The 21264-nt window shown below is 70.8% G+C and carries 19 protein-coding genes, 1 pseudogene and 1 riboswitch; of the genes and pseudogenes, 14 read left to right on the forward strand and 6 right to left on the reverse strand.

The annotated features are described in order from the left end of the window. Positions 1–36 precede the first annotated feature (36 nt). Positions 37–1755 carry an NAD(P)/FAD-dependent oxidoreductase gene (locus ABZT17_RS24775; RefSeq protein ID WP_356351772.1) on the forward strand — a complete coding sequence of 573 codons (1719 nt, stop codon included), beginning with the start codon at positions 37–39 and terminating at the stop codon, positions 1753–1755. A 4-nt stretch (positions 1756–1759) separates the two neighbouring features. Here ABZT17_RS24775 and ABZT17_RS24780 read toward each other — a convergent pair whose 3' ends face one another. Together ABZT17_RS24780 and ABZT17_RS24785 are read right to left on the reverse strand one after the other, a co-directional pair. Further along, complete coding sequence (locus ABZT17_RS24780; RefSeq protein WP_356351773.1) at positions 1760–2704, reverse strand: LLM class F420-dependent oxidoreductase; 945 nt, start codon at positions 2702–2704, stop codon at positions 1760–1762. A gap of 85 nt (positions 2705–2789) precedes the next feature. Further along, entirely contained in the window at positions 2790–3476 is a 687-nt protein-coding gene (locus ABZT17_RS24785) for a DUF5995 family protein (protein WP_356351774.1), read from the reverse strand. A 169-nt stretch (positions 3477–3645) separates the two neighbouring features. On the opposite strand from ABZT17_RS24785, the gene ABZT17_RS24790 reads away from it, so the two are divergent. Further along, a complete protein-coding gene (locus tag ABZT17_RS24790) occupies positions 3646–4767 on the forward strand; it encodes a glycoside hydrolase family 6 protein (RefSeq protein ID WP_356351800.1) in 1122 nt (373 codons plus the stop codon). Here the strand turns inward: ABZT17_RS24790 and ABZT17_RS24795 are convergent. After that, entirely contained in the window at positions 4749–6125 is a 1377-nt protein-coding gene (locus ABZT17_RS24795; RefSeq protein ID WP_356351775.1) for a solute carrier family 23 protein, read from the reverse strand. The two genes, ABZT17_RS24790 and ABZT17_RS24795, sit on opposite strands and share 19 nt — an antisense overlap. Positions 6126–6289: 164 nt before the next feature. On the opposite strand from ABZT17_RS24795, the gene ABZT17_RS24800 reads away from it, so the two are divergent. Both ABZT17_RS24800 and ABZT17_RS24805 read left to right on the forward strand, forming a co-directional pair. Next, the gene (locus tag ABZT17_RS24800) at positions 6290–7549 is read left to right on the forward strand and encodes an alginate lyase family protein (RefSeq protein ID WP_356351776.1); all 1260 of its coding nucleotides are present in this window, start codon (positions 6290–6292) and stop codon (positions 7547–7549) included. A gap of 89 nt (positions 7550–7638) precedes the next feature. Beyond that, positions 7639–8097 (forward strand): thioesterase family protein, encoded by a 459-nt coding sequence (locus tag ABZT17_RS24805; RefSeq protein WP_356351777.1) that lies wholly within the window; start codon positions 7639–7641, stop codon positions 8095–8097. Here the strand turns inward: ABZT17_RS24805 and ABZT17_RS24810 are convergent. Next, complete coding sequence (locus tag ABZT17_RS24810; protein WP_356351778.1) at positions 8057–9271, reverse strand: MFS transporter; 1215 nt, start codon at positions 9269–9271, stop codon at positions 8057–8059. The two genes, ABZT17_RS24805 and ABZT17_RS24810, sit on opposite strands and share 41 nt — an antisense overlap. A 163-nt stretch (positions 9272–9434) precedes the next feature. Between ABZT17_RS24810 and ABZT17_RS24815 the strand changes: the two genes are divergently transcribed. Then, on the forward strand, positions 9435–10706 hold the full coding sequence (locus ABZT17_RS24815; RefSeq protein ID WP_356351779.1) for an ROK family transcriptional regulator: 1272 nt from the start codon (positions 9435–9437) through the stop codon (positions 10704–10706). Positions 10707–10732: 26 nt separating this feature from the next. On the opposite strand, the pseudogene ABZT17_RS24820 reads toward ABZT17_RS24815, so the two are convergent. Further along, positions 10733–11017: pseudogene (locus tag ABZT17_RS24820) on the reverse strand (sigma factor); the annotation flags it as partial. Between the two features lie 229 nt (positions 11018–11246). Then, positions 11247–11377: riboswitch (FMN riboswitch) on the forward strand. Positions 11378–11522: 145 nt separating this feature from the next. Here ABZT17_RS24820 and ABZT17_RS24825 point away from each other — a divergent pair. From ABZT17_RS24825 to ABZT17_RS24865, 9 genes are all read left to right on the forward strand, one after another. After that, positions 11523–12131: a riboflavin synthase gene (locus tag ABZT17_RS24825; protein WP_356351780.1), complete on the forward strand. Its 609-nt coding sequence runs from the start codon at positions 11523–11525 to the stop codon at positions 12129–12131. Beyond that, positions 12128–12769: a nicotinamide riboside transporter PnuC gene (gene pnuC, locus ABZT17_RS24830; protein ID WP_356351781.1), complete on the forward strand. Its 642-nt coding sequence runs from the start codon at positions 12128–12130 to the stop codon at positions 12767–12769. Before ABZT17_RS24825 ends, pnuC begins: the two co-directional genes overlap by 4 nt. Next, the gene (locus tag ABZT17_RS24835; protein WP_356351782.1) at positions 12766–14055 is read left to right on the forward strand and encodes a bifunctional 3,4-dihydroxy-2-butanone-4-phosphate synthase/GTP cyclohydrolase II; all 1290 of its coding nucleotides are present in this window, start codon (positions 12766–12768) and stop codon (positions 14053–14055) included. Before pnuC ends, ABZT17_RS24835 begins: the two co-directional genes overlap by 4 nt. A 91-nt stretch (positions 14056–14146) precedes the next feature. Further along, positions 14147–14632 (forward strand): 6,7-dimethyl-8-ribityllumazine synthase, encoded by a 486-nt coding sequence (gene ribH, locus ABZT17_RS24840; RefSeq protein ID WP_003988915.1) that lies wholly within the window; start codon positions 14147–14149, stop codon positions 14630–14632. Positions 14633–14665: 33 nt separating this feature from the next. After that, on the forward strand, positions 14666–14938 hold the full coding sequence (locus ABZT17_RS24845; RefSeq protein ID WP_030946750.1) for a phosphoribosyl-ATP diphosphatase: 273 nt from the start codon (positions 14666–14668) through the stop codon (positions 14936–14938). Between the two features lie 46 nt (positions 14939–14984). Continuing rightward, positions 14985–15833 carry an ATP phosphoribosyltransferase gene (gene hisG / locus ABZT17_RS24850; protein ID WP_356351783.1) on the forward strand — a complete coding sequence of 283 codons (849 nt, stop codon included), beginning with the start codon at positions 14985–14987 and terminating at the stop codon, positions 15831–15833. A 43-nt stretch (positions 15834–15876) separates the two neighbouring features. Beyond that, positions 15877–16320: a PH domain-containing protein gene (locus ABZT17_RS24855; RefSeq protein WP_356351784.1), complete on the forward strand. Its 444-nt coding sequence runs from the start codon at positions 15877–15879 to the stop codon at positions 16318–16320. A gap of 176 nt (positions 16321–16496) precedes the next feature. After that, complete coding sequence (locus tag ABZT17_RS24860) at positions 16497–17822, forward strand: hemolysin family protein (RefSeq protein ID WP_356351785.1); 1326 nt, start codon at positions 16497–16499, stop codon at positions 17820–17822. Next, a complete protein-coding gene (locus ABZT17_RS24865) occupies positions 17819–18904 on the forward strand; it encodes a hemolysin family protein (RefSeq protein WP_356351786.1) in 1086 nt (361 codons plus the stop codon). Before ABZT17_RS24860 ends, ABZT17_RS24865 begins: the two co-directional genes overlap by 4 nt. An 87-nt stretch (positions 18905–18991) precedes the next feature. On the opposite strand, the gene ABZT17_RS24870 is transcribed toward ABZT17_RS24865, so the two are convergent. Next, positions 18992–20851, reverse strand: coding sequence for an AAA family ATPase (locus ABZT17_RS24870; RefSeq protein ID WP_356351787.1), 1860 nt, complete (start codon positions 20849–20851; stop codon positions 18992–18994). Positions 20852–21264: the final 413 nt, after the last annotated feature.

Here is a 21264-nt window from a genome sequence, read left to right on the forward strand (position 1 = left end):
TTCCCCAGTAGCTTTCCCGCAAGGAGTCCGTACCCCATGACGTCCACCGTGCCCAACGCCGTCGAGCATGCGGACGAGCGGCAGTCGCCGCCGATCACCATGTTCGGCCCGGACTTCCCGTACGCGTACGACGACTTCCTCGCCCACCCGGCGGGCCTCGGCCAGATACCCGCGACCGAGCACGGCACCGAGGTCGCGGTCGTCGGCGGCGGACTGTCCGGCATCGTGGCCGCCTACGAGCTGATGAAGATGGGCCTGAAGCCGGTCGTGTACGAGGCCGACCGGATCGGCGGGCGGCTGCGGACCGTGGGCTTCGACGGCCAGGGCACCGAGGGCCTGACCGCCGAGATGGGCGCGATGCGCTTCCCGCCCTCCTCGACCGCTCTCCAGCACTACATCGACCTGGTCGGACTCGAGACCCGGCCCTTCCCCAACCCCCTCGCGGAGACGACCCCTTCGACGGTCGTCGACCTCAAGGGCGAGTCGCACTACGCCGAGACGGTCGACGACCTGCCGCAGGTCTACCGCGATGTCGCCGACGCCTGGAACAAGTGCCTCGAAGAGGGCGCCGACTTCTCCGACATGAACCGCGCCCTGCGCGAGCGGGACGTGCCGCGCATCCGTGAGATCTGGGGGCGGCTCGTCGAGAAGCTCGACAACCAGACCTTCTACGGCTTCCTCTGCGACTCCGCGGCCTTCAGGTCCTTCCGGCACCGCGAGATCTTCGGTCAGGTCGGCTTCGGCACCGGCGGCTGGGACACCGACTTCCCGAACTCCATCCTGGAGATCCTCCGCGTCGTCTACACCGAGGCCGACGACCACCACCGGGGCATCGTCGGCGGCTCCCAGCAGCTGCCGCTGCGCCTGTGGGAGCGGGAGCCGGAGAAGATCGTGCACTGGGCGTACGGCACCTCGCTGGCGAGCCTGCACGAGGGCGGCGCGCCCCGCCCGGCCGTGACCCGTCTGCACCGCACGGCGAACAACCGGATCACCGTGACCGACGCGAACGGCGACATCCGCACCTACCGGGCGGTGATCTTCACCGCCCAGTCCTGGATGCTGCTCTCGAAGATCGCGTGCGACGACTCGCTCTTCCCGATCGACCACTGGACCGCCATCGAGCGCACCCACTACATGGAGAGCTCCAAGCTGTTCGTGCCCGTGGACCGGCCGTTCTGGCGGGACAAGGCCGTCGACGACCGGGGGAACCCGACGGGCCGGGACGTCATGTCGATGACGCTCACCGACCGCATGACGCGCGGGACCTACCTCCTGGACGACGGCCCGGACAAGCCCGCCGTCATCTGTCTCTCCTACACCTGGTGCGACGACAGCCTGAAGTGGCTGCCGCTGTCCGCGAACGAGCGGATGGAGGTCATGCTGAAGTCGCTGTCGGAGATCTATCCGAAGGTCGACATCAGGAAGCACATCATCGGCAACCCGGTGACCGTGTCCTGGGAGAACGAGCCGTACTTCATGGGCGCGTTCAAGGCCAACCTGCCCGGTCACTACCGCTACCAGCGGCGCCTGTTCACCCACTTCATGCAGGACCGGCTGCCCGAGGACAAGCGGGGCGTCTTCCTCGCCGGCGACGACATCTCCTGGACCGCCGGCTGGGCCGAGGGCGCCGTCCAGACCGCGCTGAACGCGGTCTGGGGCGTCATGCACCACTTCGGCGGCGAGACCGACGCGACCAACCCCGGCCCGGGCGACCTCTACGACGAGATCGCACCGGTCGAACTGCCCGAGGACTAGGGCTTCAGGCCAGGCCCTGGGCCTCGGTGGCCTGTACCGCCTCGTAGAGTTCGGCGGCCACGTCCTTGAGTTCCTCGGCGTCCCGGGCGCCGCCCTGGACCTCGAAGAAGAACGCGTCGAGGCCGCTGCTCGTGGCATGGACCGCGAGGTCCTCGGCGATCTGGGCGGCGCTGCCCTGGAAGGCGGCGCGGTCCGAGCCGTCGTAGGCCTTCGCGGTGTACTGGGCGTTCACCCTGACCACCGTCTCGATCGGCTCGGTGCGTCCGCGCTCGGCCGCCAGGTCCTGCAACCGGCGCCACTGCGCGGCCAGTCGGTCGGCTCCCATGGCGATGGGCATCCAGCCGTCCGCGCGGTCGACGAGCCGGATCATCGCCTTCCTGCTGTTGGTCGGCAGCAGGATCGGGATCGGAGCGGCCGGCTTGGGACCGACCACGGCAGAGGCGATCCTGGTCAGCCGGCCCTCGTACGTCACCGGGTCCGGGCCCCACACCGCCCGGCAGACGTCGATGACCTCGTCCAGGACCCGGCCCCGCTCCTCGAACGGCGCCACACCGGCCGCGGCGTACTCGTCGAGCGACCAGCCCGTGCCGAGGCCCGCCAGCACCCGGCCCCCGCTCGCCGCGTCGAGCGTCGCGAGGGACTTGGCCAGCTGGAAGGGGTTGTGCAGCGGGGCGACCAGGATGCTCGTGCCGAGCCGGGCCGTCCCGGTCGACGCCGCGGCAAGGGTCAGCGTCACCAGGGGATCGGGGACACCGCGGTACACGTCCGGCCAGGCGAGGCCCTCGATGCCGTACAGGCCCTGCGTCATGGGCTCGGGGAACAGGGCACGCTCGTAGACCCACAGACTCTCGTAGCCGATCCGCTCGGCGGCGCGAGCCACGTCGGGCACATCACGCCCGAGGTCGTACTGCCGCGCTTGGGGAAGGCTCAGGCCCAGTCGAATGGCCATGCGTACGCTCCTTTGCGTCGGTTCAATCCGCAACTTAACCCCGAGGCAGGGCAGTCGGTGAGGTGTGTCGCGGCTCGTGGCCGGATCAGTCCGGCAAGGGCGTGAGCAGCATGCGTCCGGCGAAGCCGACCGCCGTGTCAAGGCGCTCGGTGAACTCCTCGGCCACGTCCGGGAGTCCGCGCAGCGCCCACAGCGCGCGGGCCGCGGTCCAGGTGGCGTCCCGGGCCCGCTCCAGGCTCCAGGAGCCCAGCAGATGGGTGAGCGGGTCGGCGATCTGGAGCAGGTCGGGACCCGGCATCAGCTCTTCGCGGATGCGCTCCTCCAGCGAAACGAGGAGGTCGCCCACGCGATCGAACTCATCCTCCAGCTCGGCCGGTTCGCAGCGCAGGCTACGACAGGCGTCCACAACGGCGAGCGCCAGGTCGTGGCCGATGTGCGCATTGATGCCCGCCAGCGCGAACTGCAGCGGACGTACGCCGGGATGGCGGCGGAACTGGAACAGCGGGCGCCAGCAGGCCGGTGGCCGCCGGCCGTCGGACACCGCCTCGACGGCCGCCAGATAGCGCTGCGCGAACCGTACGTCCAGCGTGATCGCCGCCCGCGCGTCCGGGAACCGGCCGGCGTCGATCCCCCGGTCGATCGCCTCCGTCACGGCGAGGTAGACGCGGTTGAAGACCGCGATCCCGTCCCGCTCGGGAAGGGCGGCGTCCAGGGCGCGCATCCGGGAGACGACCTCGCCCACGGATGGGGTGAACTGTTCCAATTGCGGCATGGGGGAAGGGTCCCAGTCCTAGGCTGACCCAAGTGGCGGCGGGCCCGACGCTTCCCCGGAACGGGGGAACGGGTGCCTGTGGTGGGGGAGGGAAGCGGACGTGTCAGGCTCACGCGCGCACCGGCTGGCGGCACGCAGGGCCCGGCGCAGGCGCGCCCGACGGGGTGCCATGGTCGCGGTGGCCTCGGTGGTGGTCGCCGTCGGCACGGCCACCGGCATGATGTCCGCCCTGGACGACGGCAGCGGTGCCGAGGCGGCCAAGCCCGAGGTGAGCAGCTCGCCGCGGCTCGATCAGCTGCCCGTCGAGCCGTCCGTGTCCGCCACGGTCACCAAGTCCCCCGCTGTCCGGCCCAGTCCGACGAAGAAGGCCGATCCCTCACCCACGAGGACGCCGGAGAAGAAGCAGCGGCCCGCCCCCGCGCCCGCGTCCGCCCGCCTCTACCTCCACCCCGAGTCCCATGTCCTCGACTGGGTCCGCGCCCACCCGACCGACCCGCGCACCCCGCTCATCGAGTCCCGTATCGCCGACCGGCCCGCCGCCGTGTGGTTCGCCGACTTCACGCCGGCGACCATCACCGCACGGGTCCGTGAGGTCACCTCGGACGCCGCCGGACAGGGCCGCGTTCCGGTGCTGGTGGCGTACGCGATCCCGGACCGCGACTGCGGAGGCGCCTCCCAGGGCGGGGCACCGGACCTCGACGCCTACGACGGCTGGATCGACGACTTCGCGGCCGGACTGGGCTCCGGTGAGGTCGTCGTCGTCCTGGAGCCCGACTCCGTCGCCCAGGCCGAGTGCCTCTCCGACGACCAACGGGCGGACCGGTTCGCCTCGTTGGCCCGGGCCGGCCGCGTCCTGAAGTCCGCCGACCCGAAGGCGCGCGTGTACTACGACGCCGGGCACTCCGGCTGGAACACGGCCGCCGCGCAGGCGGGGATGCTGAAGCAGGCCGGCGCCGCCTCGCCCGCCTCCTCCGACGGGATCTTCAGCAACGTCTCCAACTTCCACACGACGTCCGACGAGATCGCCTACGACCGCCAGGTCCTCGACGACCTGGGCGGACCGTCGAGCCTCGGCGCCGTCATCGACACCAGCCGCAACGGCAACGGCGCGCCGCCCGAGGGCGACTGGTGCGACCCGGCCGGCCGCAAGCTCGGCCGGGCGCCGACGCTGAACACGGGCGAGGCACGGATCGACGCCTACCTGTGGGTGAAACTGCCGGGGGAGTCGGACGGGTGCCAGGGGGCGCCGGGGACGTTCAGTCCGTCGTACGCCTACGACCTGGCGCGCTGATTCCCCTCGTCCAGCAGCGGTTCCCGCGTCCTGAGGTGCGCCGGGGCGAACGCCCGCAGCGTGTGGTAGCCGGTGATGACGACCAGGGTGCCCAGGGCGATACCGCTCAGCGAGAAGTTGTCGGTGAACTTCATGGTGACGTTGCCGACGCCGATGACGACGCCCGCGGCGGCCGGGACCAGGTTCAGCGGATTGCGCAGGTCCACCCGGGAGTTGGTCCAGATCTGCGCGCCGAGCAGGCCGATCATGCCGTAGAGGATGACGGTGATGCCGCCGAGGACGCCGCCGGGGACGGCGGCGACGACCGCGCCGAACTTCGGGCACAGACCGAACAGGAGGGCGAAGCCGGCGGCGGCCCAGTAGGCGGCCGTCGAGTAGACACGGGTCGCGGCCATCACGCCGATGTTCTCGGAGTACGTGGTGTTGGGCGGGCCGCCCACGGCCGTGGACAGCATGGAACCGATGCCGTCGGCCGAGATCGCCGTGCCGAGCCTGTCGTCGAGCGGGTCGCCGGTCATCTCGCCGACCGCCTTGACGTGTCCGGCGTTCTCCGCGACCAGGGCGATGACCACGGGGAGCGCGACCAGGATCGCCGACCACTGGAACGTCGGGCCGTGGAAGGAGGGCAGACCGAGCCAGTCCGCCCTGCCGACGCCGGAGAGGTCGAGCCGCCAGTGGTCGGTGACCCTGCCGCCGGCGTCGACCGAGTGGATCCTGCCGAAGATCCGGTCGAAGGCCCACGAGAGGCCGTAGCCGAAGACCAGGCCGAGGAAGATCGCGATCCGTGACCAGAAACCACGCAGACAGACGACCGCCAGACCGGTGAACAGCATCACCAGCAGAGCGGTCCACTGGTCCTGCGGCCAGTAGGTCGAAGCGGTCACCGGCGCCAGGTTGAAGCCGATCAGCATGACCACCGCGCCGGTGACGATCGGCGGTATCGCGGCGTGGATGATCCGCGCCCCGAAGCGCTGCACGGCGAGACCGACCAGGAAGAGCGCCGCGCCGACTACGAAGACCGCGCCGGTGACCGTGGCGCTCGTACCGCCCTGTGCGCGGATCACCGCGGCCACCCCGACGAAGGAGAGCGAACAGCCCAGGTAGCTCGGCACCCGGCCGCGCGTCGCGAGCAGGAAGACCACGGTCGCGACGCCCGACATCATGATCGCGAGGTTGGGGTCCAGGCCCATCAGCACAGGGGCCACGAAGGACGCGCCGAACATGGCCACCACATGCTGGGCGCCGAGGCCGAGGCCGAGGGTGCGGGGCCAGGAGAGGCGTTCGTCGGGGCGCACCACCGCACCGGGCGCGGGTGTCCGCCCATCGCCGTGCACTTTCCAGCGGACGCCGAGATCCATGGGAACGGTCGCTTTCTCCGGGCGCGTTCTCCCGCGCGAGGTTCTGTACGTGAAGTGGTGTCCGGACCATTGTCACGGCTACCTCGGAGTTCTACGCTCGCACGGTCCTACTCATGAACTGCGTTCACATTCCTGACCATTCGTTCGATGGATCGGAGTGCTCGATGAGAGGAAGATCCCGTGCGGCCGTGCTGCTGGCCGCGGTGGTGAGTCTTGGAACCGTCCTCGTCCCCTCGGCGCACGCGAGTCCGAAGGCCCCCGACACGGCCGTCCTCGACGGCGCCCGGCTGCAGCGGACCAAGACCCGGCTGGACCGTGGTGATCCCCAACTCCGCCGGGAACTGCGGACCTTGACGGCCCGCGCCGACAACTGGCTGTCCCAGGGCCCCTGGACGGTCGTCGACAAGCCGAAACCCGCACCCGGCGGGGACGTCCACGAGTACCTCAGCCAGGCCCCCTACTGGTGGCCTACCACGACCCCGACCGCCGACAACCCGTGGGGCTGCCCGTACGTCCAGCGCGACGGTCAGCGCAACCCGGAGGTCGACTCGGGTACCGACCGCCAGGACGTCGAGCACGTCTTCGACTCGACGTACGACCTCTCCCTGGCCTGGTACTACACGGGCAGACGGGCCTACGCGGAGAAGGCCGCCCAGATCCTGCGCACCTGGTTCCTCGACCCGGCCACCCGGATGAACCCGAACCTGGACCACGCCCAGTTCATCCCCTGCAAGTACGACGGCCGGTCCATCGGCATCATCGACTTCTCCCAGTCGTACACGAGCGTGCTCGACGCCCAGGCCGTCCTCGCCACCGGAGCGCCGGGCTGGAGCGCCCGGGACCGCACCGCGATGGGCAGGTGGAACTCCGACTTCCTCGGCTGGCTCAGGAACAGCGGCTTCGGCAAGGAGGAGGGCGCGGCCGGCAACAACCACGGCACCTTCTACGACCTGCAGCTCGCCGCCCTCGCGTACGCGACCGGCGACCGGGCGCTCGCCCGGCGGACCGTGCTCGACGCGCGCACCAGGCGCATCGACCCCCAGATCGCCGCCGACGGCAGCCAGCCGCAGGAGCTCGCGCGGACGCGCAGCTGGCACTACTCGACCTTCGACCTGGTCGCCTACACCCGCCTCGCGGCCATCGGCCGACACGTCGGCGTGAACCTGTGGGCCTATCAAGGACCGGCCGGACAAGGGGTGTCTAAGGCCCTGGACTATCTGCTGCCCGCGGCGACCGGGGCGGCCGTCTGGCCGTATCCCGAGCTCGAGTTCCACCGGTTCGCGGCGAGCGACATCGTGCACGCGGCGGCGGACGCCGGGGACGAGGCGGCGCGCGAGGCGGTGCCGAAACTGGAGACCCCGCCCGGCGGTGACCTCTGGGCGCTGCGCCCGGCCGCCGAACAGCTGGACTCCATAACGGGCTGACCAGGCCCTTCCCGACCGGGACTCCTGAGCGTCCGCTTAGGATGGAGTGTCCCCACCGCTCCATCCCGCGACGCCCAGGAGTCCCACCCGTGACCGCAGAAGCCCCCACGGCCCCCGCCGTCTCGTACGGACGGCTGATGCCCGTCACCGTCCACTTCGACGATCTGGACGCGCTCGGGCTGCTGCACAACGCCCGCTATCCCCTCAAGGTCGAGCGGGCCTGGACCGAGCTGTGGCAGGAGCACGGCATCCACTTCGACGGCGACTGGGCCGCGGCCGGAGACGCCTGCAACGCCGTCAAGGAGCTCACCATCAGCTACCGGGCGCCGGTGACCCGGCCGGGCGAGTACGCCGTCCACCTGTGGCTGGAGCGGCTCGGGAACACCGGGCTGACCTACGGCTTCCGGTTCTGCTCGGCGGACGGGACCGAGACGTACGCGCGGGGCACCCGGGTGCTGGTCCGGCTGGACGCGGCCACGATGCGCCCCGCGCCCTGGAGCGACGGCTTCAGGGCCGCGGGTCGGGCACTGCTGCGGCCGGCCGGCTGACCTCGCGCCGGGTACGGGGGTCGCCGGTGCGCAGGACGCCGGCGAAACCCACCAGGCCGCAGGCCAGGACCGTCACCAGCATGAACGACACCACCAGACTCGTCGCCTGCGCCACCCCGCCGATCAGGCTGGGCGCGATCAGCCCCGAGGTGTAGGTGATGGTCGCGACGCCCGCGATGGCCTGGCTCGGATTCGGGCCGCTGTGCCCGGCCGCCGCGAAGCACAGCGGTACGACGACCGCGATGCCGAGGCCGAGCAGCGCGAAGCCCGTCATGGCGACGGCGGGATGTCCGGCGAGGACGATGAGCACCCCGCCGAGCACGGCGAAGCCGCCACCCGCCCGGACCGTGCTCACCGCGCCGAAGCGGTTCACCACCGCATCGCCCACCAGCCGCGCCACCGCCATGGTGAGCATGAACCCGGTCGTACAGGCCGCGGCGAGACCCGCCGAGGTCTCCAGCTGGTCGCGCAGGAAGACGGCCGACCAGTCCAGGCTCGCGCCCTCCGCGAAGACCGCGCAGAACCCGACCGCACCGATCAGCAGCGCGGACCTCGGCGGCAGCGCGAACCGTGGCGGCGGCTCCTCGTCCTCGGCGGGCTGCAGGTCCAGGACCCAGGTACAGGCCAGGAGGCCGAGGGCGGTGAGGGTCGCCGACGCGAGCGCGAAGTGCACACGGGCGTCCGCGCCCAGATGCGCGGCGAGTGTGCCGCCGGCCGAGCCGATCAGGGCGCCCGCGCTCCACATGCCGTGCAGCCCGGTCATGATCGACTTGTTCAGCCGGCGTTCGATCTCCACGCCGAGCGCGTTCATGCCGACGTCGGCCATGCCGGCGCTCGCGCCGTAGACGAACATCGCCAGGCACAGGGTGAGCATGTTCGGCGCGAGGGACGGCAGGACGAGGGAGAGCGTCCACAGGGCGATCAGTCCGCGCAGGCTCGTACGGCTGCCGAAGCGGTGACTGATCCGGCCGGCCAGCGGCATCGCGCAGGAGGCGCCGAAGGCCGTGAAGGCGAGCGCGAAGCCCAGCTCGCCCGCGCTGAGGTGCGCGTGCTCCCGGATCCACGGCACACGGGTCGCGAACGAGCCGGTGACGCCCCCGTGCACGGTGAACACGGCGGCCAGGGCGTACCGGGCGCGCCTCACCTCGCGCAGGTCATGGACCACGTCGCTCATTCTGCGTCCCTCCCGTTTCCCGGTTCCCGTCCTGTGCTCGGTCAACGCCGCGTAAACTATCAGGGTCCCTTCCTGATAGATAGGGGATTAACGGCCGAGCGGGCCAGGCATGGCACCGCACCGCACTGCGTCTGCCCGTCCCGCCGTCTGGAAGGATCCCGGCATGCCCGCATCCCCGAGCACCGCCCGGGCCATCAACGACCGGCTCGCGCTGCGGCTGCTGCAGCAGGAAGGCCCGTTGACGGCAGGGCAGTTGAAGCAGCTGACCGGACTGTCCCGGCCCACCGTCGCCGACCTCGTCGAACGCCTCACCGCGGCCGGTCTGATCGGTGTGGCCGGAGAGGCGGGGGAACAGCGGCGGGGGCCGAACGCGAAGCTGTACGGGATCGTGGCCGACCGCGCCCATCTGGCGGCGCTGGACGCCCGGACGGAGGGCGTCTCGGTCGTCGTGTCCGACCTGGTGGGGCGGGTGCTCGCGGAGGCGTCGGTGCCGATCGGCGGGGACATGGGGACCGGGCCGGCGGTGGAGCAGGCCGTCGCGCTGGTCGAGCGGGTGGCGAAAGAGGCGGGCGCGGACCGGCTGCACACGGTCGGGATCGGTGCGCCGGGGCTGATCGACCCGGTCACGGGCGAGCTGCGGGACTCGACCGGCCTGCCCGAATGGCACCGCCGTCTGTGCGCCGCCCTCCAGGAACGCTTCCCCGAGGCGAGGGTCAGCGTCGAGAACGAGACCAACCTCGCCGCCCTGGCGGAACAGCGGGACGGCGCGGCCCGCGACCGCGACACCTTCGTCCTCCTGTGGCTGGGACACGGAACCGGGGCGGCGGTGGTGCTGGACGGTTCCCTGCGCCGAGGGGCCTCGGGCGGCACCGGCGAGATCGGCTTCCTGCCGGTACCCGGCACGACCGCACTGCCGTCGGCCACGGGGTGTGAGGGAGGCTTCCACTCGCTGGCGGGCTCGGCGGCGGTGGTGGAGCTGGCGGCGAAGTTCGGGCTGGCGCCGGACGGGGTCAGGGACGAACCGTCGGCCGCGGGGGTGGTGCGGGGGGCGGTGGGGGTGCTGGCTCGGATGCGTGAGGGGGGTGCTGGGGCGAGTCGCGGCGTTACGGGTGCTGGGGGTGCCGCGGGGGCTCACGGCTCGGCCGACCGGTTTTTGGATGCCCTCGCCGATCGGCTCGCCCTGGGGGTCGCGTCCGTCGTCGCCATCCTCGACCCCGGGTGCGTCGTCCTCGGCGGCGAGGTCGGGCAGGCCGGCGGGAGTGAGCTGGCCGCACGGGTGCAGGAACGGGTCCGGCGGATGTCACCGCTGCTCACCGAGGTCCGGGCCGGCGCCCTCGGCGGCGGGGCCGTACTGCGCGGGGCGCTGCTCACGGCACGGGACCGCGCCCAGGAGGAGCTGTTCGCGCCCCCCGAGCGTTGGTCTCCGCGTTCCTGATGCCGTCGCCTCAGCCCCGCCCCCTCGCCGAGCGAGCCGTCCGAGGTGAGGACCGGCTCCGGCAGCCAGGTGCCGACGTACTGTTCGCGCCGGGCCCGCGCGGCGGTCAGACGGGTCAGACAGAGGTTGGTGACCACCTTGGCCGGCCAGGCCGCGGGATGCTCGATGGCCGTACGGTCCGTGCCGCTGAAGCGGAGATAGGTGTCCTGTACCGCGTCCTCGGCCTCGTCGGCCGAACCCAGCAGTCGGTAGGCCAGGCCGAACAGGCGCGGGCGGTGCGGCTCGAAGTCGTCGGCGGTCGCGCTGCTCATGGCTCCACCCTGCCGGAGCCCACCCGAGCGGATGGGGTGGCCCGGCGACGGGCAAGGGCCGTCGTCACCGCCGCCGGGCCGGCAACGGGAGATCCAGAAAGGACTAGACCATAGGGTCCAACGGGGAAACGGGAGTTGAGAAGTCCAGCGACGTCACCTGTGAGCCAACCCACATCGTTCGCCCGTATGGACCTCGATCGGGCGTGGCAGACTGGCTCTGTACCAGAAGCAGCGCACTCCGGGGTCGGTGAAATTCCGAACCGGCGGTTACAGTCCGCGACCCGTCCGCTTCCAGCGGCCGGTTGACCAGGTGAAATTCCTGGACCGACGGTTAAAGTCCGGATGGGAGGCAGTGCGCGGCGGGCGGGCATTCGTGCGCGCCGCCGTATGCGCTCATCCATGGGGATGGGTTCTGTCCGGCGTCGCCCTCGGTGTCCTCGCTCGTCCTCTGTCGTCTTCGACAGCCCCGGAGTCCGTGCCCCAATGAGGCAGGAGGACCCGGGAAGTGTTCACCGGAATCGTCGAAGAGCTGGGTGAGATCACCGCCGTCGAGAACCTCGGCGACTCCTGTCGTTTCCGGGTGCGCGGTCCCGTGGTCACCGAGGGCGCGAAGCACGGGGACTCCATCGCCGTCAACGGCGTCTGCCTCACCGTCGTCGAGTACGACGCCGACTGGTTCACCGCCGACGTCATGGCCGAGACCCTCGACCGCTCCAGCCTCGGCGCCCTCGCCGAAGGCTCCCGGGTCAACCTGGAACGCCCGATGGCCGTGGGCGCCCGACTGGGCGGACACATCGTGCAGGGGCATGTCGACGGCACCGGGCGGGTCCTGGAGCGCAAGCCCTCCGAGAACTGGGAGATCATCAAGATCTCCCTGCCCGCGGACCTCACGCGCTATGTCGTCGAGAAGGGCTCCATCACCGTCGACGGCATCAGCCTCACCGTCGTCGACGCCGGCCCCGACTACTTCACGGTCAGCCTCATCCCGACCACCCTCGCCCTGACCACGCTCGGTATCAAGCAGCCCGGCGACCCGGTCAACCTCGAGGTGGACGTCGTGGCCAAGTACGTCGAGCGGCTGCTCGCGAGCAGCGGTCAGGGGGCCGGGAAGTGAACTCCCTCAACTCCGAGGCCTTCGTCCTGTTCGGCCAGCACATCCTCTGGTCGGACATGATCGGCAACATCCTCGGTCTGATCGCCCTCGCCCTCGGCTGGCGGCGCAACCTCTGGAGCTGGCCGGTGCAGTTCGCCTCCGGCCTCATCCTCTTCGGCGCCTTCTTCGGCCATCTGACCGGCAGCGCGGGCAAGCAGGCGGTCGTCATGGCCGTCGCCCTGTACGGCTGGTGGCAGTGGAACCGCAACAAGGGCCAGTCCGGCGACGGCCACATCGCCCCCCGCTTCGCCACCTGGCGCGAGCGCGGCGCGATGGTCGCCGCCGCCGCCGTCGGCACGGTCGCCGTCGCCCTGCTCTTCAAGGCCTACCCGACCCTGTCCTGGGACCCCTGGCCGGACGCGTACATATTCGTCGGCACCGTCGTCGCCATGTACGCACAGGCCCGCGGCATGGTCGAGTTCTGGTTCGCCTGGCTCCTCGTCGACGTCGTCGGCGTCCCCCTCAACTTCGCCAACGGCTACGCCTTCTCCGGCTTCGTCTACGTCATCTACGGCGCACTCGTCCTGTGGGGCATGCGCGACTGGTGGCTGCGCTCCCGCAGGACGCCGCAGCCCGTCCTGGAAGGAGCCCCGGCATGACCGCGGCACCCATTCTCTACAGCACGGACGGCATCGAGGACTGGTCCCTCGACCCGATCGAGCAGGCCATCGCCGACATCGCGGCCGGCCGCCCGATCGTGGTCGTCGACGACGAGGACCGCGAGAACGAGGGCGACCTGGTGGTGGCCGCCGAGAAGGTCACGCCCGAGATCGTGGCCTTCATGATGAGCGAGTGCCGTGGCCTGATCTGCGCGCCGATGGAGAGCGACGAACTGGAGCGGCTGAAGCTCCCGCAGATGGTCGACGACAACACGGAGTCGATGAAGACGGCCTTCACGGTCTCCGTGGACGCCTCCGCCGCGCACGGCGTGACCACCGGCATCTCCGCCGCCGACCGCGCCACCACGCTCCAGCTCCTGGCGAGCGGCGACGCCGAAGCCTCCGACTTCGTCCGCCCCGGCCATATCTTCCCGCTGCGCGCCAAGGCCGGCGGTGTGCTGACCCGCAACGGCCACACCGAGGCCGCCGTCGACCTCGCCCGCCTCGCGGGCCTGCGTCCGGCCGGCGCGATCGTCGAGATCGCCGGCGAGGACGGCCGTATGCTCCGCCTGCCCGAACTGATCCCCTTCGCCCGCAAGCACGGCCTGACGATCATCTCCATCGAGGACCTGATCGCCTACCGCCGCTCCAGCGAGCCCACCGTCCGCCGTGAGGCCGAGACCCATCTGCCCACCGCCCACGGCGCGTTCAAGGCCTACGGCTACCGCTCCAGCGTCGACGGCGTCGAGCATGTCGCCCTGGTCCACGGCGAGATCGGCGACGGCGAGGACGTCCTGGTCCGCGTCCACTCCGAGTGCCTCACCGGCGACATCTTCGCCTCCCTGCGCTGCGACTGCGGCCCCCAGCTGGACGCCTCCCTGGAACGCATCCAGGAGGAGGGCAGGGGAGTGGTCGTCTATCTGCGCGGTCACGAGGGACGCGGTATCGGCCTGCTGTCCAAGCTGCGCGCCTACGAGCTCCAGGAGCGCGGCCGTGACACCCTCGACGCCAACCTGGAGCTCGGCCTGCCCGCCGACGCCCGGGACTACGGCGCCGGCGCGCAGATCCTGGAGGACCTCGGCGTCCGCAGCGTCCGCCTGATGACCAACAACCCCGACAAGACCGACGCGCTCGTCCGCCATGGGCTCAAGGTCACCGGCCGGGAGCCGATGCCCGTACAGGCGGGTGAGCACAACCTCCGCTACCTGCGCACCAAGCGGGACCGGATGGGACACGACCTGCCCTGGCTGGACCCGGCCCCCGTGTCCACCTGCGGCAACCAGTAAGGGCGTCCTCGCACACCTGAGCGATCGCGCATCGCACTTCGTACATCGCACATCGCACTTCGCACTTCGCACATCTAGGAGACAAGAGAACGTGAGCGGCAAGGGCGCACCGGAGCTGTCCGTACGCAATGTGGGTGACCTGCGGGTCGCCGTCATCGCGGCGCAGTGGCACGAGAAGGTGATGGACGGCCTGGTGGACGGCGCCCTGCGCGCCCTGCACGACCTCGGCATCGACGAGCCGACCCTGCTCCGGGTCCCCGGCAGCTGGGAGCTCCCCGTCGTCGCCAAGGTCCTCGCGGGCCGCGGCTACGACGCGATCGTCGCCCTGGGGGTGGTCATCCGCGGCGGCACCCCGCACTTCGAGTACGTCTGCCAGGGCGTCACCCAGGGCCTCACCCAGGTCTCCGTCGAGACCGGCGTCCCCGTCGGCTTCGGCGTGCTGACCTGCGACACCGAGGAGCAGGCCCTGGACCGCGCTGGAATCGAGGGCTCGAACGAGGACAAGGGGCACGAGGCGGTGACGGCGGCGGTGGCGACTGCGGCCACCCTCCGCTCAGTATCTGAACCGTGGCGCTGACGAATCGCGTATGTGGATAGGGTGGGAGCCACCATGTCCAATAAGACGTTCGAGGAGCTCTTCACCGAGCTCCAGCACAAGGCCGCCCACGGCGATCCCGCCACTTCCCGCACCGCAGAGCTGGTCGGCAAGGGCGTCCATGCCATCGGCAAGAAGGTCGTCGAAGAGGCCGCCGAGGTCTGGATGGCCGCCGAGTACGAGGGCAAGGAGGCGGCCGCCGAGGAGATCTCGCAGCTGCTGTACCACGTCCAGGTGATGATGGTCGCCCGCGGGATCTCCCTGGACGACGTCTACGCCCACCTCTGAACCGCACACCCCACCCGCACACCTCACCGCAAAGGAAGCCGACCTCATGCTGCGCATCGCCGTCCCCAACAAGGGTTCCCTGTCAGGCCCTGCGGCGGAGATGCTGCATGAGGCCGGCTACCAGCAGCGCCGCGAGTCCAAGGAACTGCGGATCGTCGACCCGGTCAACGACGTGGAGTTCTTCTACCTCCGCCCCCGGGACATCGCCATCTACGTCTCCTCCGGCCAGCTCGACATCGGCATCACCGGCCGTGACCTGCTGATCGACTCCGGCGCCGACGCCGAGGAGATCCTCCCGCTGGGCTTCGCGCGCTCCACCTTCCGCTTCGCCTCCAAGCCGGGTACCGCGACCGGCATCGAGGACCTCAAGGGCAAGACGGTCGCCACCTCCTACGAGGGGATCGTCGCCGGGCACCTCGCCGACAGCGGCATCGACGCCTCCGTCGTCCACCTCGACGGCGCCGTGGAGACCGCCATCGAGCTCGGTGTCGCCGAGGTCATCGCGGACGTCGTCGAGACCGGCACCAGCCTGCGCAACGCCGGCCTGGAGGTCTTCGGCGAGCCGATCATGAAGTCCGAGGCCATCGTCATCCGCCGTACCGGGGCGGACGGCGAGGAGCCCAAGGTGCAGCAGTTCCTGCGCCGCCTCCAGGGCGTCCTGGTCGCCCGGACGTACGTGATGATGGACTACGACTGCCGGGTCGAGCAGCTGGAGAAGGCCGTGGCGCTCACTCCCGGCCTGGAGTCGCCGACCGTCTCCCCGCTGCACAACGAGGGCTGGGTCGCCGTCCGTGCGATGGTCCCGGCCAAGGAGGCCCAGCGGATCATGGACGACCTCTACGACCTCGGCGCCCGGGCCATCCTGACCACGGCCATCCACGCCTGCCGTCTCTGAGAGACCGTCACTGCGACAACCGTGAGCTGAGAGTCCGTACGAGATGTCCGACCTGCCCACCCTCCCCGTCACCTTCCGGCCCGGCCGCACCCGTGTCGTCCTGCTCACCAGCGGAGTCGTGATCTTCGCGGTGATCACGCTCGTCGCGCTGCTCCTGGACCAGCTCAGCCCCGGCGAGAAGCTCAGCTTCGTCTTCACCGGCGCCATCCTCTTCGGAGTACTGGCGACCCTCGCCCGGGTGAAAGTGGTCGCCGCGGAGGACGGCGTCACCGTGGTCAACATCGCCAGCAGGCGCCACCTGGAATGGGCCGAGATCCTCCATGTGAACCTGCGCCCCGGAGACCCCTGGGTCTTCCTCAACCTCAGTGACGGCACCAGCCTGCCCGCCCTCGGCATCCAGCCCGGCATCGCCAAGGAACGTGCCATCGCCGACGCGCGCACCCTGCGGGCGCTCGCCGAGGCCCGCTCGACAAGGGATCTGCCGTAGAGGGCCTTGTCTTGATTAATCTGTTCGCGGAGGCGTTTTCGTCGCGCCTCCGCCGCCGATGTTCCCGTCGGACTTCGGCTGCCCCTGCTACCCGAGGAGTGACTCCCTCCAGCGATGGACGGATCGTCCTGTAGTACCTGCGCCGCCCCCTCACGACATACCGAGGCGGCGGCATCATGACCAGCCCCCTGCTGCTCCTCGGAGCGGCCCTCCTGCTCATCCTCGCCAACGGCTTCTTCGTCGCCGCCGAGTTCGGCCTGGTCACGGTCGAGTCCACGGACGCCGAGAAGGCCGCGGCCGAGGGCGACAAGCGCGCCCGCAGGGTCGCGGACTCGCTCAAGGAACTCTCCTTCCAGCTCTCCGGCACCCAGCTCGGCATCACCATCACCTCCCTCGTCGTCGGCATGCTCGCCGAACCGGCCCTCGCCCAGCTGCTGGACGGCCCCTTCCGGGCGGCCGGCATCCCCGAGGGCGCGGTCTCCGGCGTGGCGGTCGTCGTCGGCATGCTGCTGGCCTCCGCCGTGCAGATGGTGATCGGTGAACTCGTGCCGAAGAACTGGGCGGTGTCCAAGCCCATGCAGGTCGCGCGCTTCGTCGCCGGCCCGCAGCACGCCTTCGCCCGGCTGTTCCGGCCGGTCATCTCCGCGCTGAACACCGTCGCCAACCGCCTCGTCCGGGCGCTCGGCGTCGAGCCCACCGAGGAGCTGGCCTCCGCCCGCACCCCCGGCGAACTGGTCTCCCTGGCCCGGCACTCGGCGCAGGCCGGCGCGCTGGAGCAGGACACCGCGGATCTGTTCGTCCGCACCCTCTCCCTCGCGGAGCTGACCGCGCAGCACGTCATGACCCCGCGCGTGAAGGTCAGCGCGCTGCAGTCGTCGGCCACCGCCGAGGACGTGGTCAACCTGACCCGCGCGACCGGTCTGTCCCGCTTCCCCGTCTACAAGGACAAGATCGACGAAATCGTCGGCATGGTCCATCTCAAGGACGCGCTGGCGGTTCCCGCGCACGATCGGCTGCGTACGCCGGTCGTCCGTATCGCCCGTCCGGCGCTGCTGGTCCCCGAGACCCTGCCGGTCCAGCCGCTGCTGGCCCAGCTGCGCAGCGAGCAGCCCATCGCGGTCGTCGTCGACGAGTACGGCGGCACGGCGGGCGTGGTCACCCTGGAGGACATCGTCGAGGAGATCGTCGGCGAGGTCCGCGACGAGCACGACGGCCAGGACGTGCCCGAACTCGCCGCCGCCCCGCCCGAGGACGGCAGGCCGGCCTGGGACGCGGACGGCAGCTGCCGGGTCGACATCCTGCAGCGCATAGGCCTCGACGTGCCCGAGGGGCCGTACGAGACGGTCGCGGGCCTGGTCGCCGACCTGCTCGGCCGGATCCCGGCCGCCGGTGACAGGGCCGAACTCCCCGGCTGGCGGCTCACGGTCCGCCGTGTCGGGCACTACCGAGCCGAGCGCGTACGGCTGGTCCGGACCGGACCGGTCGTGGAGGTCGCCCGATGAGCCTCGTCCAACTCCTCTTCGCCGGGCTGCTCGTGCTCGCCAACGGGTTCTTCGTCGGCGCCGAGTTCGCTCTCGTGTCGGTGCGCCGAAGCCAGATCGAACCGCTCGGCACGGCCCGGGCCCGCCAGGTGCTGTACGGCCTGGAGCGGCTTCCCCAGATGATGGCCGCGGCCCAGTTCGGCATCACCGTCTGCTCCTTGACGCTGGGCGCGGTCGCCGAGCCCACGGTGGCCCATCTGCTGGAACCGGTCTTCGAGTGGATCCACCTGCCCGACGGCATGATCCACCCGCTGGGCTATGTCATCGCACTGGCCGCGGTGGTCTTCTTCCACCTGGTCATCGGCGAGATGGTGCCGAAGAACCTGGCGATGGCGGCGCCGGAGAAGGCCGCGGTGTGGCTCGCCCCGGGCCTGGTCGCCTTCGCCCGTCTCTGCAAGCCCATCACCCTCGCGCTCGGCGCCGTCGCCCAGGCGATCCTGCGGCTGTTCCGGGTCGAGCCGAAGGACGAGGTCGAGGCGGTCTTCACCAGCGAGCAGCTCAACCGGCTCGTCGAGGACTCCGGCCAGGCCGGCCTCCTCGACCCCGAGGAGCAGGAACGCCTGGAGGACGCCCTGGAGCTGGGCTCCCGCCCGGTGACGGACGTCCTCCTGAAGCGGGAGTCCCTGGTCACGGTCAGCCCCTCGGTCACCCCGGGCCGCATCGTCGAGCTCACCGCCCGCACCGGCTACTCCCGCTTCCCGGTCGCCGCCGACAACGGCGCCTTCATGGGCTATCTGCACGTGAAGGACGTACTCGACCTGGAGGACTCGCAACGGGCGGTGCCCCAGCAGTTGTGGCACCCCATGACCACCCTCAGGGCCGATCTGCCGCTGGACGACGCCCTGACGGTGATGCGCCGCGCCGCCACCCATCTGGCCCAGGTGGCGGACGGTTCGGGCAAGGTACTGGGCCTGGTCGCGCTGGAGGACGTGCTCGAACTCCTGGTCGGCGAGGTCACGGATCCGGCGCACCGGGAGGTGCCGGAGGTCAAGGTGACGGAACCGAGGGGGAGCGGGGAGCCGGAGCAGGCGCTGGCGGGGTGAGGGGCGGCGGGGTTGGTGGAATGTGACATATCACTGAGCGGTCAGTGGTTGACCAGTCAGTGGTATGTCACATAACACCGGGATCCCTCACATCGCACTGGGATCCTGCGGCCCCCGCCCCGACAGAACCTCCCCATATGCCTGCATCAGATCGGGCAGCCGCAGCGTCGACAGGTCGTCCCGCGACAGCATCCCGGGGTAGGTCGACAACCGCAGGTCCCGGTAGGCACAGCTCTTCTCGTACAGGGTGCGCAGGAACCGGCCGTTGCCGAGTTCGTCGATCCATCCCTGGTCCACCACGTGGCCGGCGATGGACCGCAGCTCGTCGAGGGCCTCCTCGTCCCACACGTCGCCGTTCTCCGCCGCCAGCACCTCACCGATGGAGGTGAGTTCGAGCGGACGGTAGGACGGGAAGTCGACACGGGTGGTGAAGCGGGACGACAGCCCGGGGTTGGCCGCCAGCAGCCGGTCCATGCCCTCGGGGTAGCCGGCGAGGATGACCACCAGATGGTCGCGGTTGTCCTCGGCCCGCTTCAGCAGGACCTGCAGCGCCTCGTCGCCGTACGCGTCCCCCTTGCCGTAACCGGAGTTGGAGAGCGAGTAGGCCTCGTCGACGAAGAGCACACCACCTATCGCGGAGTCGATCAGCTCGTTGGCCTTGACGGCCGTCTGGCCCAGGTACTCGCCGACCAGGTCGGCACGCTGGGCCTCGACCAGATGGTCACCACCCAGGAGGCCGAGGGCGTAGAACACACGGCCCAGGATGCGGGCGACCGTGGTCTTTCCGGTGCCGGAGGGGCCGGAGAAGACGAAGTGCCGTTTGGGGGGCTGGACCGGCAGTCCCTGACCGGCCCGCAGTCTCGCCATGTTCAACTGGGCGGACAGCGCCTTCACCTGGCGCTTCACGGGTTCCAGCCCCACCATGCGCTCGAGTTCGGCGAGCGCCTCCTCGAGTAACGCCGGGTCGGTGGGACCGGCGGGGAGGGGCGAGCCGGTGAGGGTCTTCTCCCGTACCAGCGGGTCGATCGCCGACGGCAGCGAGCCGACCGGCGGCAGGTCGGGTTCGGAGAACCTGAGGTCACGGCCCTCGGTGCCGAAGAGCGGGTCGAACGCGTCCGGGCCCTCCAGGACGTCCTGGCTGCCGGCGAGCGCGATCGCCGCGAGGTCGGTCGCGTCGTCGTAGCCGTCGCCCTCGGCGATCGCGGCGAGCCGCGCCGAGGTGTCCATGAAGGCGGGGTCGACGCGGTGCACGGCCCGGTAGAGGGGGAGCGCGGCGGCCGAGCGGCCGGTCCCCTCGTGGGCCCGCGCCAGCCAGTACCGAAGCTCCTTGCGCTGTGGCTGCTCGCTGCGACAGCGCATCAGCGCGGTGGACAGCAGCGGCTCGGCCTGGCCGTACATCTCCAGGCGGACCCGGGCCATCCCACCGAACAGGCCCGCCTCGATGCCGAGCAGCGGGTCGTCGATCAACGGGTCGGTGTGCCGGACCAGTTGCTCCCAGTCCTTGACCAGATAGGCGCGGCAGGCGTGCAGGAAGCGGACCTGGTGGTCGGTGTCGACGGGCGGGAGGCCGGCGAGGGCCCGGTCGAGCTCCGGGACATGGCGGCCGTCCAGCCAGTGCGAGGCGTGCGCGAGCAGCAGGTCGCGGGGGCTCTCCAGCACCGGCTGCACCCACCAGCCCAGCCAGTACCAGGAGTTGAGGGCCCGGCGGTGCCGGGCGCGCTGTTCCCCGAAGCGGTCCCGGTGCCGGAACATCCGCAGCAGCGCGGTCGTCGTGTCCACGCGCAGCGCGTGCAGCCCGAGCCAGCCGTCGGCCATCCCGGGATCCATCCGGACCGCGGCCCGGAACTCCTCCTCCGCCTGCGGATAGGCGCCCATGGTGTAGGCATCCACACCTCGCAGCCAGGCGAGGTCGGCCGGGGCCTCGGGGCCCTGCGTGCCGAAGTCCATCACGTCCCCCACAAACCGTGCCCCCGTCGGTTGGCCGGCGGGCGGTCACCCGTCGGCCGCCTTGATCGAACCGCCGTGCCGCGGACCGGAGTTGCGGTGCGCGCAGCCGTCGTCCGTAGGTCGCACCGAGGGCATCGTACCCGTGGGGGTGTCGCCTGCCGAAGGGTGCCGCACAGGACGTTTGGCGAGGTGGGGGCGGGTGAGGCCCCGATCGGACGGTTACCGGGAGTGAGCAAAACACACCGTACGGCGTCCGGAAAACGGGGGGAGGGCAGAACGAAGCCCCCGATCACGGGGGAACAACCGGGGGCTTCGCGAGTGTGGGCGGCTTTGGAGGCCGCACATTGAGAACGTAAGACCTGTACGGCCCCCGGGTCAAGCCGAGTTGGGCTCCCGCGGGATGTTGTTGCGGA

This window comes from Streptomyces sp. NPDC005648 (assembly GCF_040605395.1).
GTDB lineage: Bacteria > Actinomycetota > Actinomycetes > Streptomycetales > Streptomycetaceae > Streptomyces.

Bases quoted from the DNA above. Each gene is read 5' to 3' on its own strand.
- ABZT17_RS24775 (WP_356351772.1), top strand. From the start codon at position 37: ATGACGTCCACCGTGCCCAACGCCGTCGAGCATGCGGACGAGCGGCAG.
- ABZT17_RS24780 (WP_356351773.1), bottom strand. From the start codon at position 2,704: ATGGCCATTCGACTGGGCCTGAGCCTTCCCCAAGCGCGGCAGTACGAC.
- ABZT17_RS24785 (WP_356351774.1), bottom strand. From the start codon at position 3,476: ATGCCGCAATTGGAACAGTTCACCCCATCCGTGGGCGAGGTCGTCTCC.
- ABZT17_RS24790 (WP_356351800.1), top strand. From the start codon at position 3,646: ATGGTCGCGGTGGCCTCGGTGGTGGTCGCCGTCGGCACGGCCACCGGC.
- ABZT17_RS24795 (WP_356351775.1), bottom strand. From the start codon at position 6,125: ATGGATCTCGGCGTCCGCTGGAAAGTGCACGGCGATGGGCGGACACCC.
- ABZT17_RS24800 (WP_356351776.1), top strand. From the start codon at position 6,290: ATGAGAGGAAGATCCCGTGCGGCCGTGCTGCTGGCCGCGGTGGTGAGT.
- ABZT17_RS24810 (WP_356351778.1), bottom strand. From the start codon at position 9,271: ATGAGCGACGTGGTCCATGACCTGCGCGAGGTGAGGCGCGCCCGGTAC.
- ABZT17_RS24815 (WP_356351779.1), top strand. From the start codon at position 9,435: ATGCCCGCATCCCCGAGCACCGCCCGGGCCATCAACGACCGGCTCGCG.
- ABZT17_RS24835 (WP_356351782.1), top strand. From the start codon at position 12,766: ATGACCGCGGCACCCATTCTCTACAGCACGGACGGCATCGAGGACTGG.
- ABZT17_RS24845 (WP_030946750.1), top strand. From the start codon at position 14,666: ATGTCCAATAAGACGTTCGAGGAGCTCTTCACCGAGCTCCAGCACAAG.
- hisG (WP_356351783.1), top strand. From the start codon at position 14,985: ATGCTGCGCATCGCCGTCCCCAACAAGGGTTCCCTGTCAGGCCCTGCG.
- ABZT17_RS24855 (WP_356351784.1), top strand. From the start codon at position 15,877: ATGTCCGACCTGCCCACCCTCCCCGTCACCTTCCGGCCCGGCCGCACC.
- ABZT17_RS24860 (WP_356351785.1), top strand. From the start codon at position 16,497: ATGACCAGCCCCCTGCTGCTCCTCGGAGCGGCCCTCCTGCTCATCCTC.
- ABZT17_RS24865 (WP_356351786.1), top strand. From the start codon at position 17,819: ATGAGCCTCGTCCAACTCCTCTTCGCCGGGCTGCTCGTGCTCGCCAAC.
- ABZT17_RS24870 (WP_356351787.1), bottom strand. From the start codon at position 20,851: ATGGACTTCGGCACGCAGGGCCCCGAGGCCCCGGCCGACCTCGCCTGG.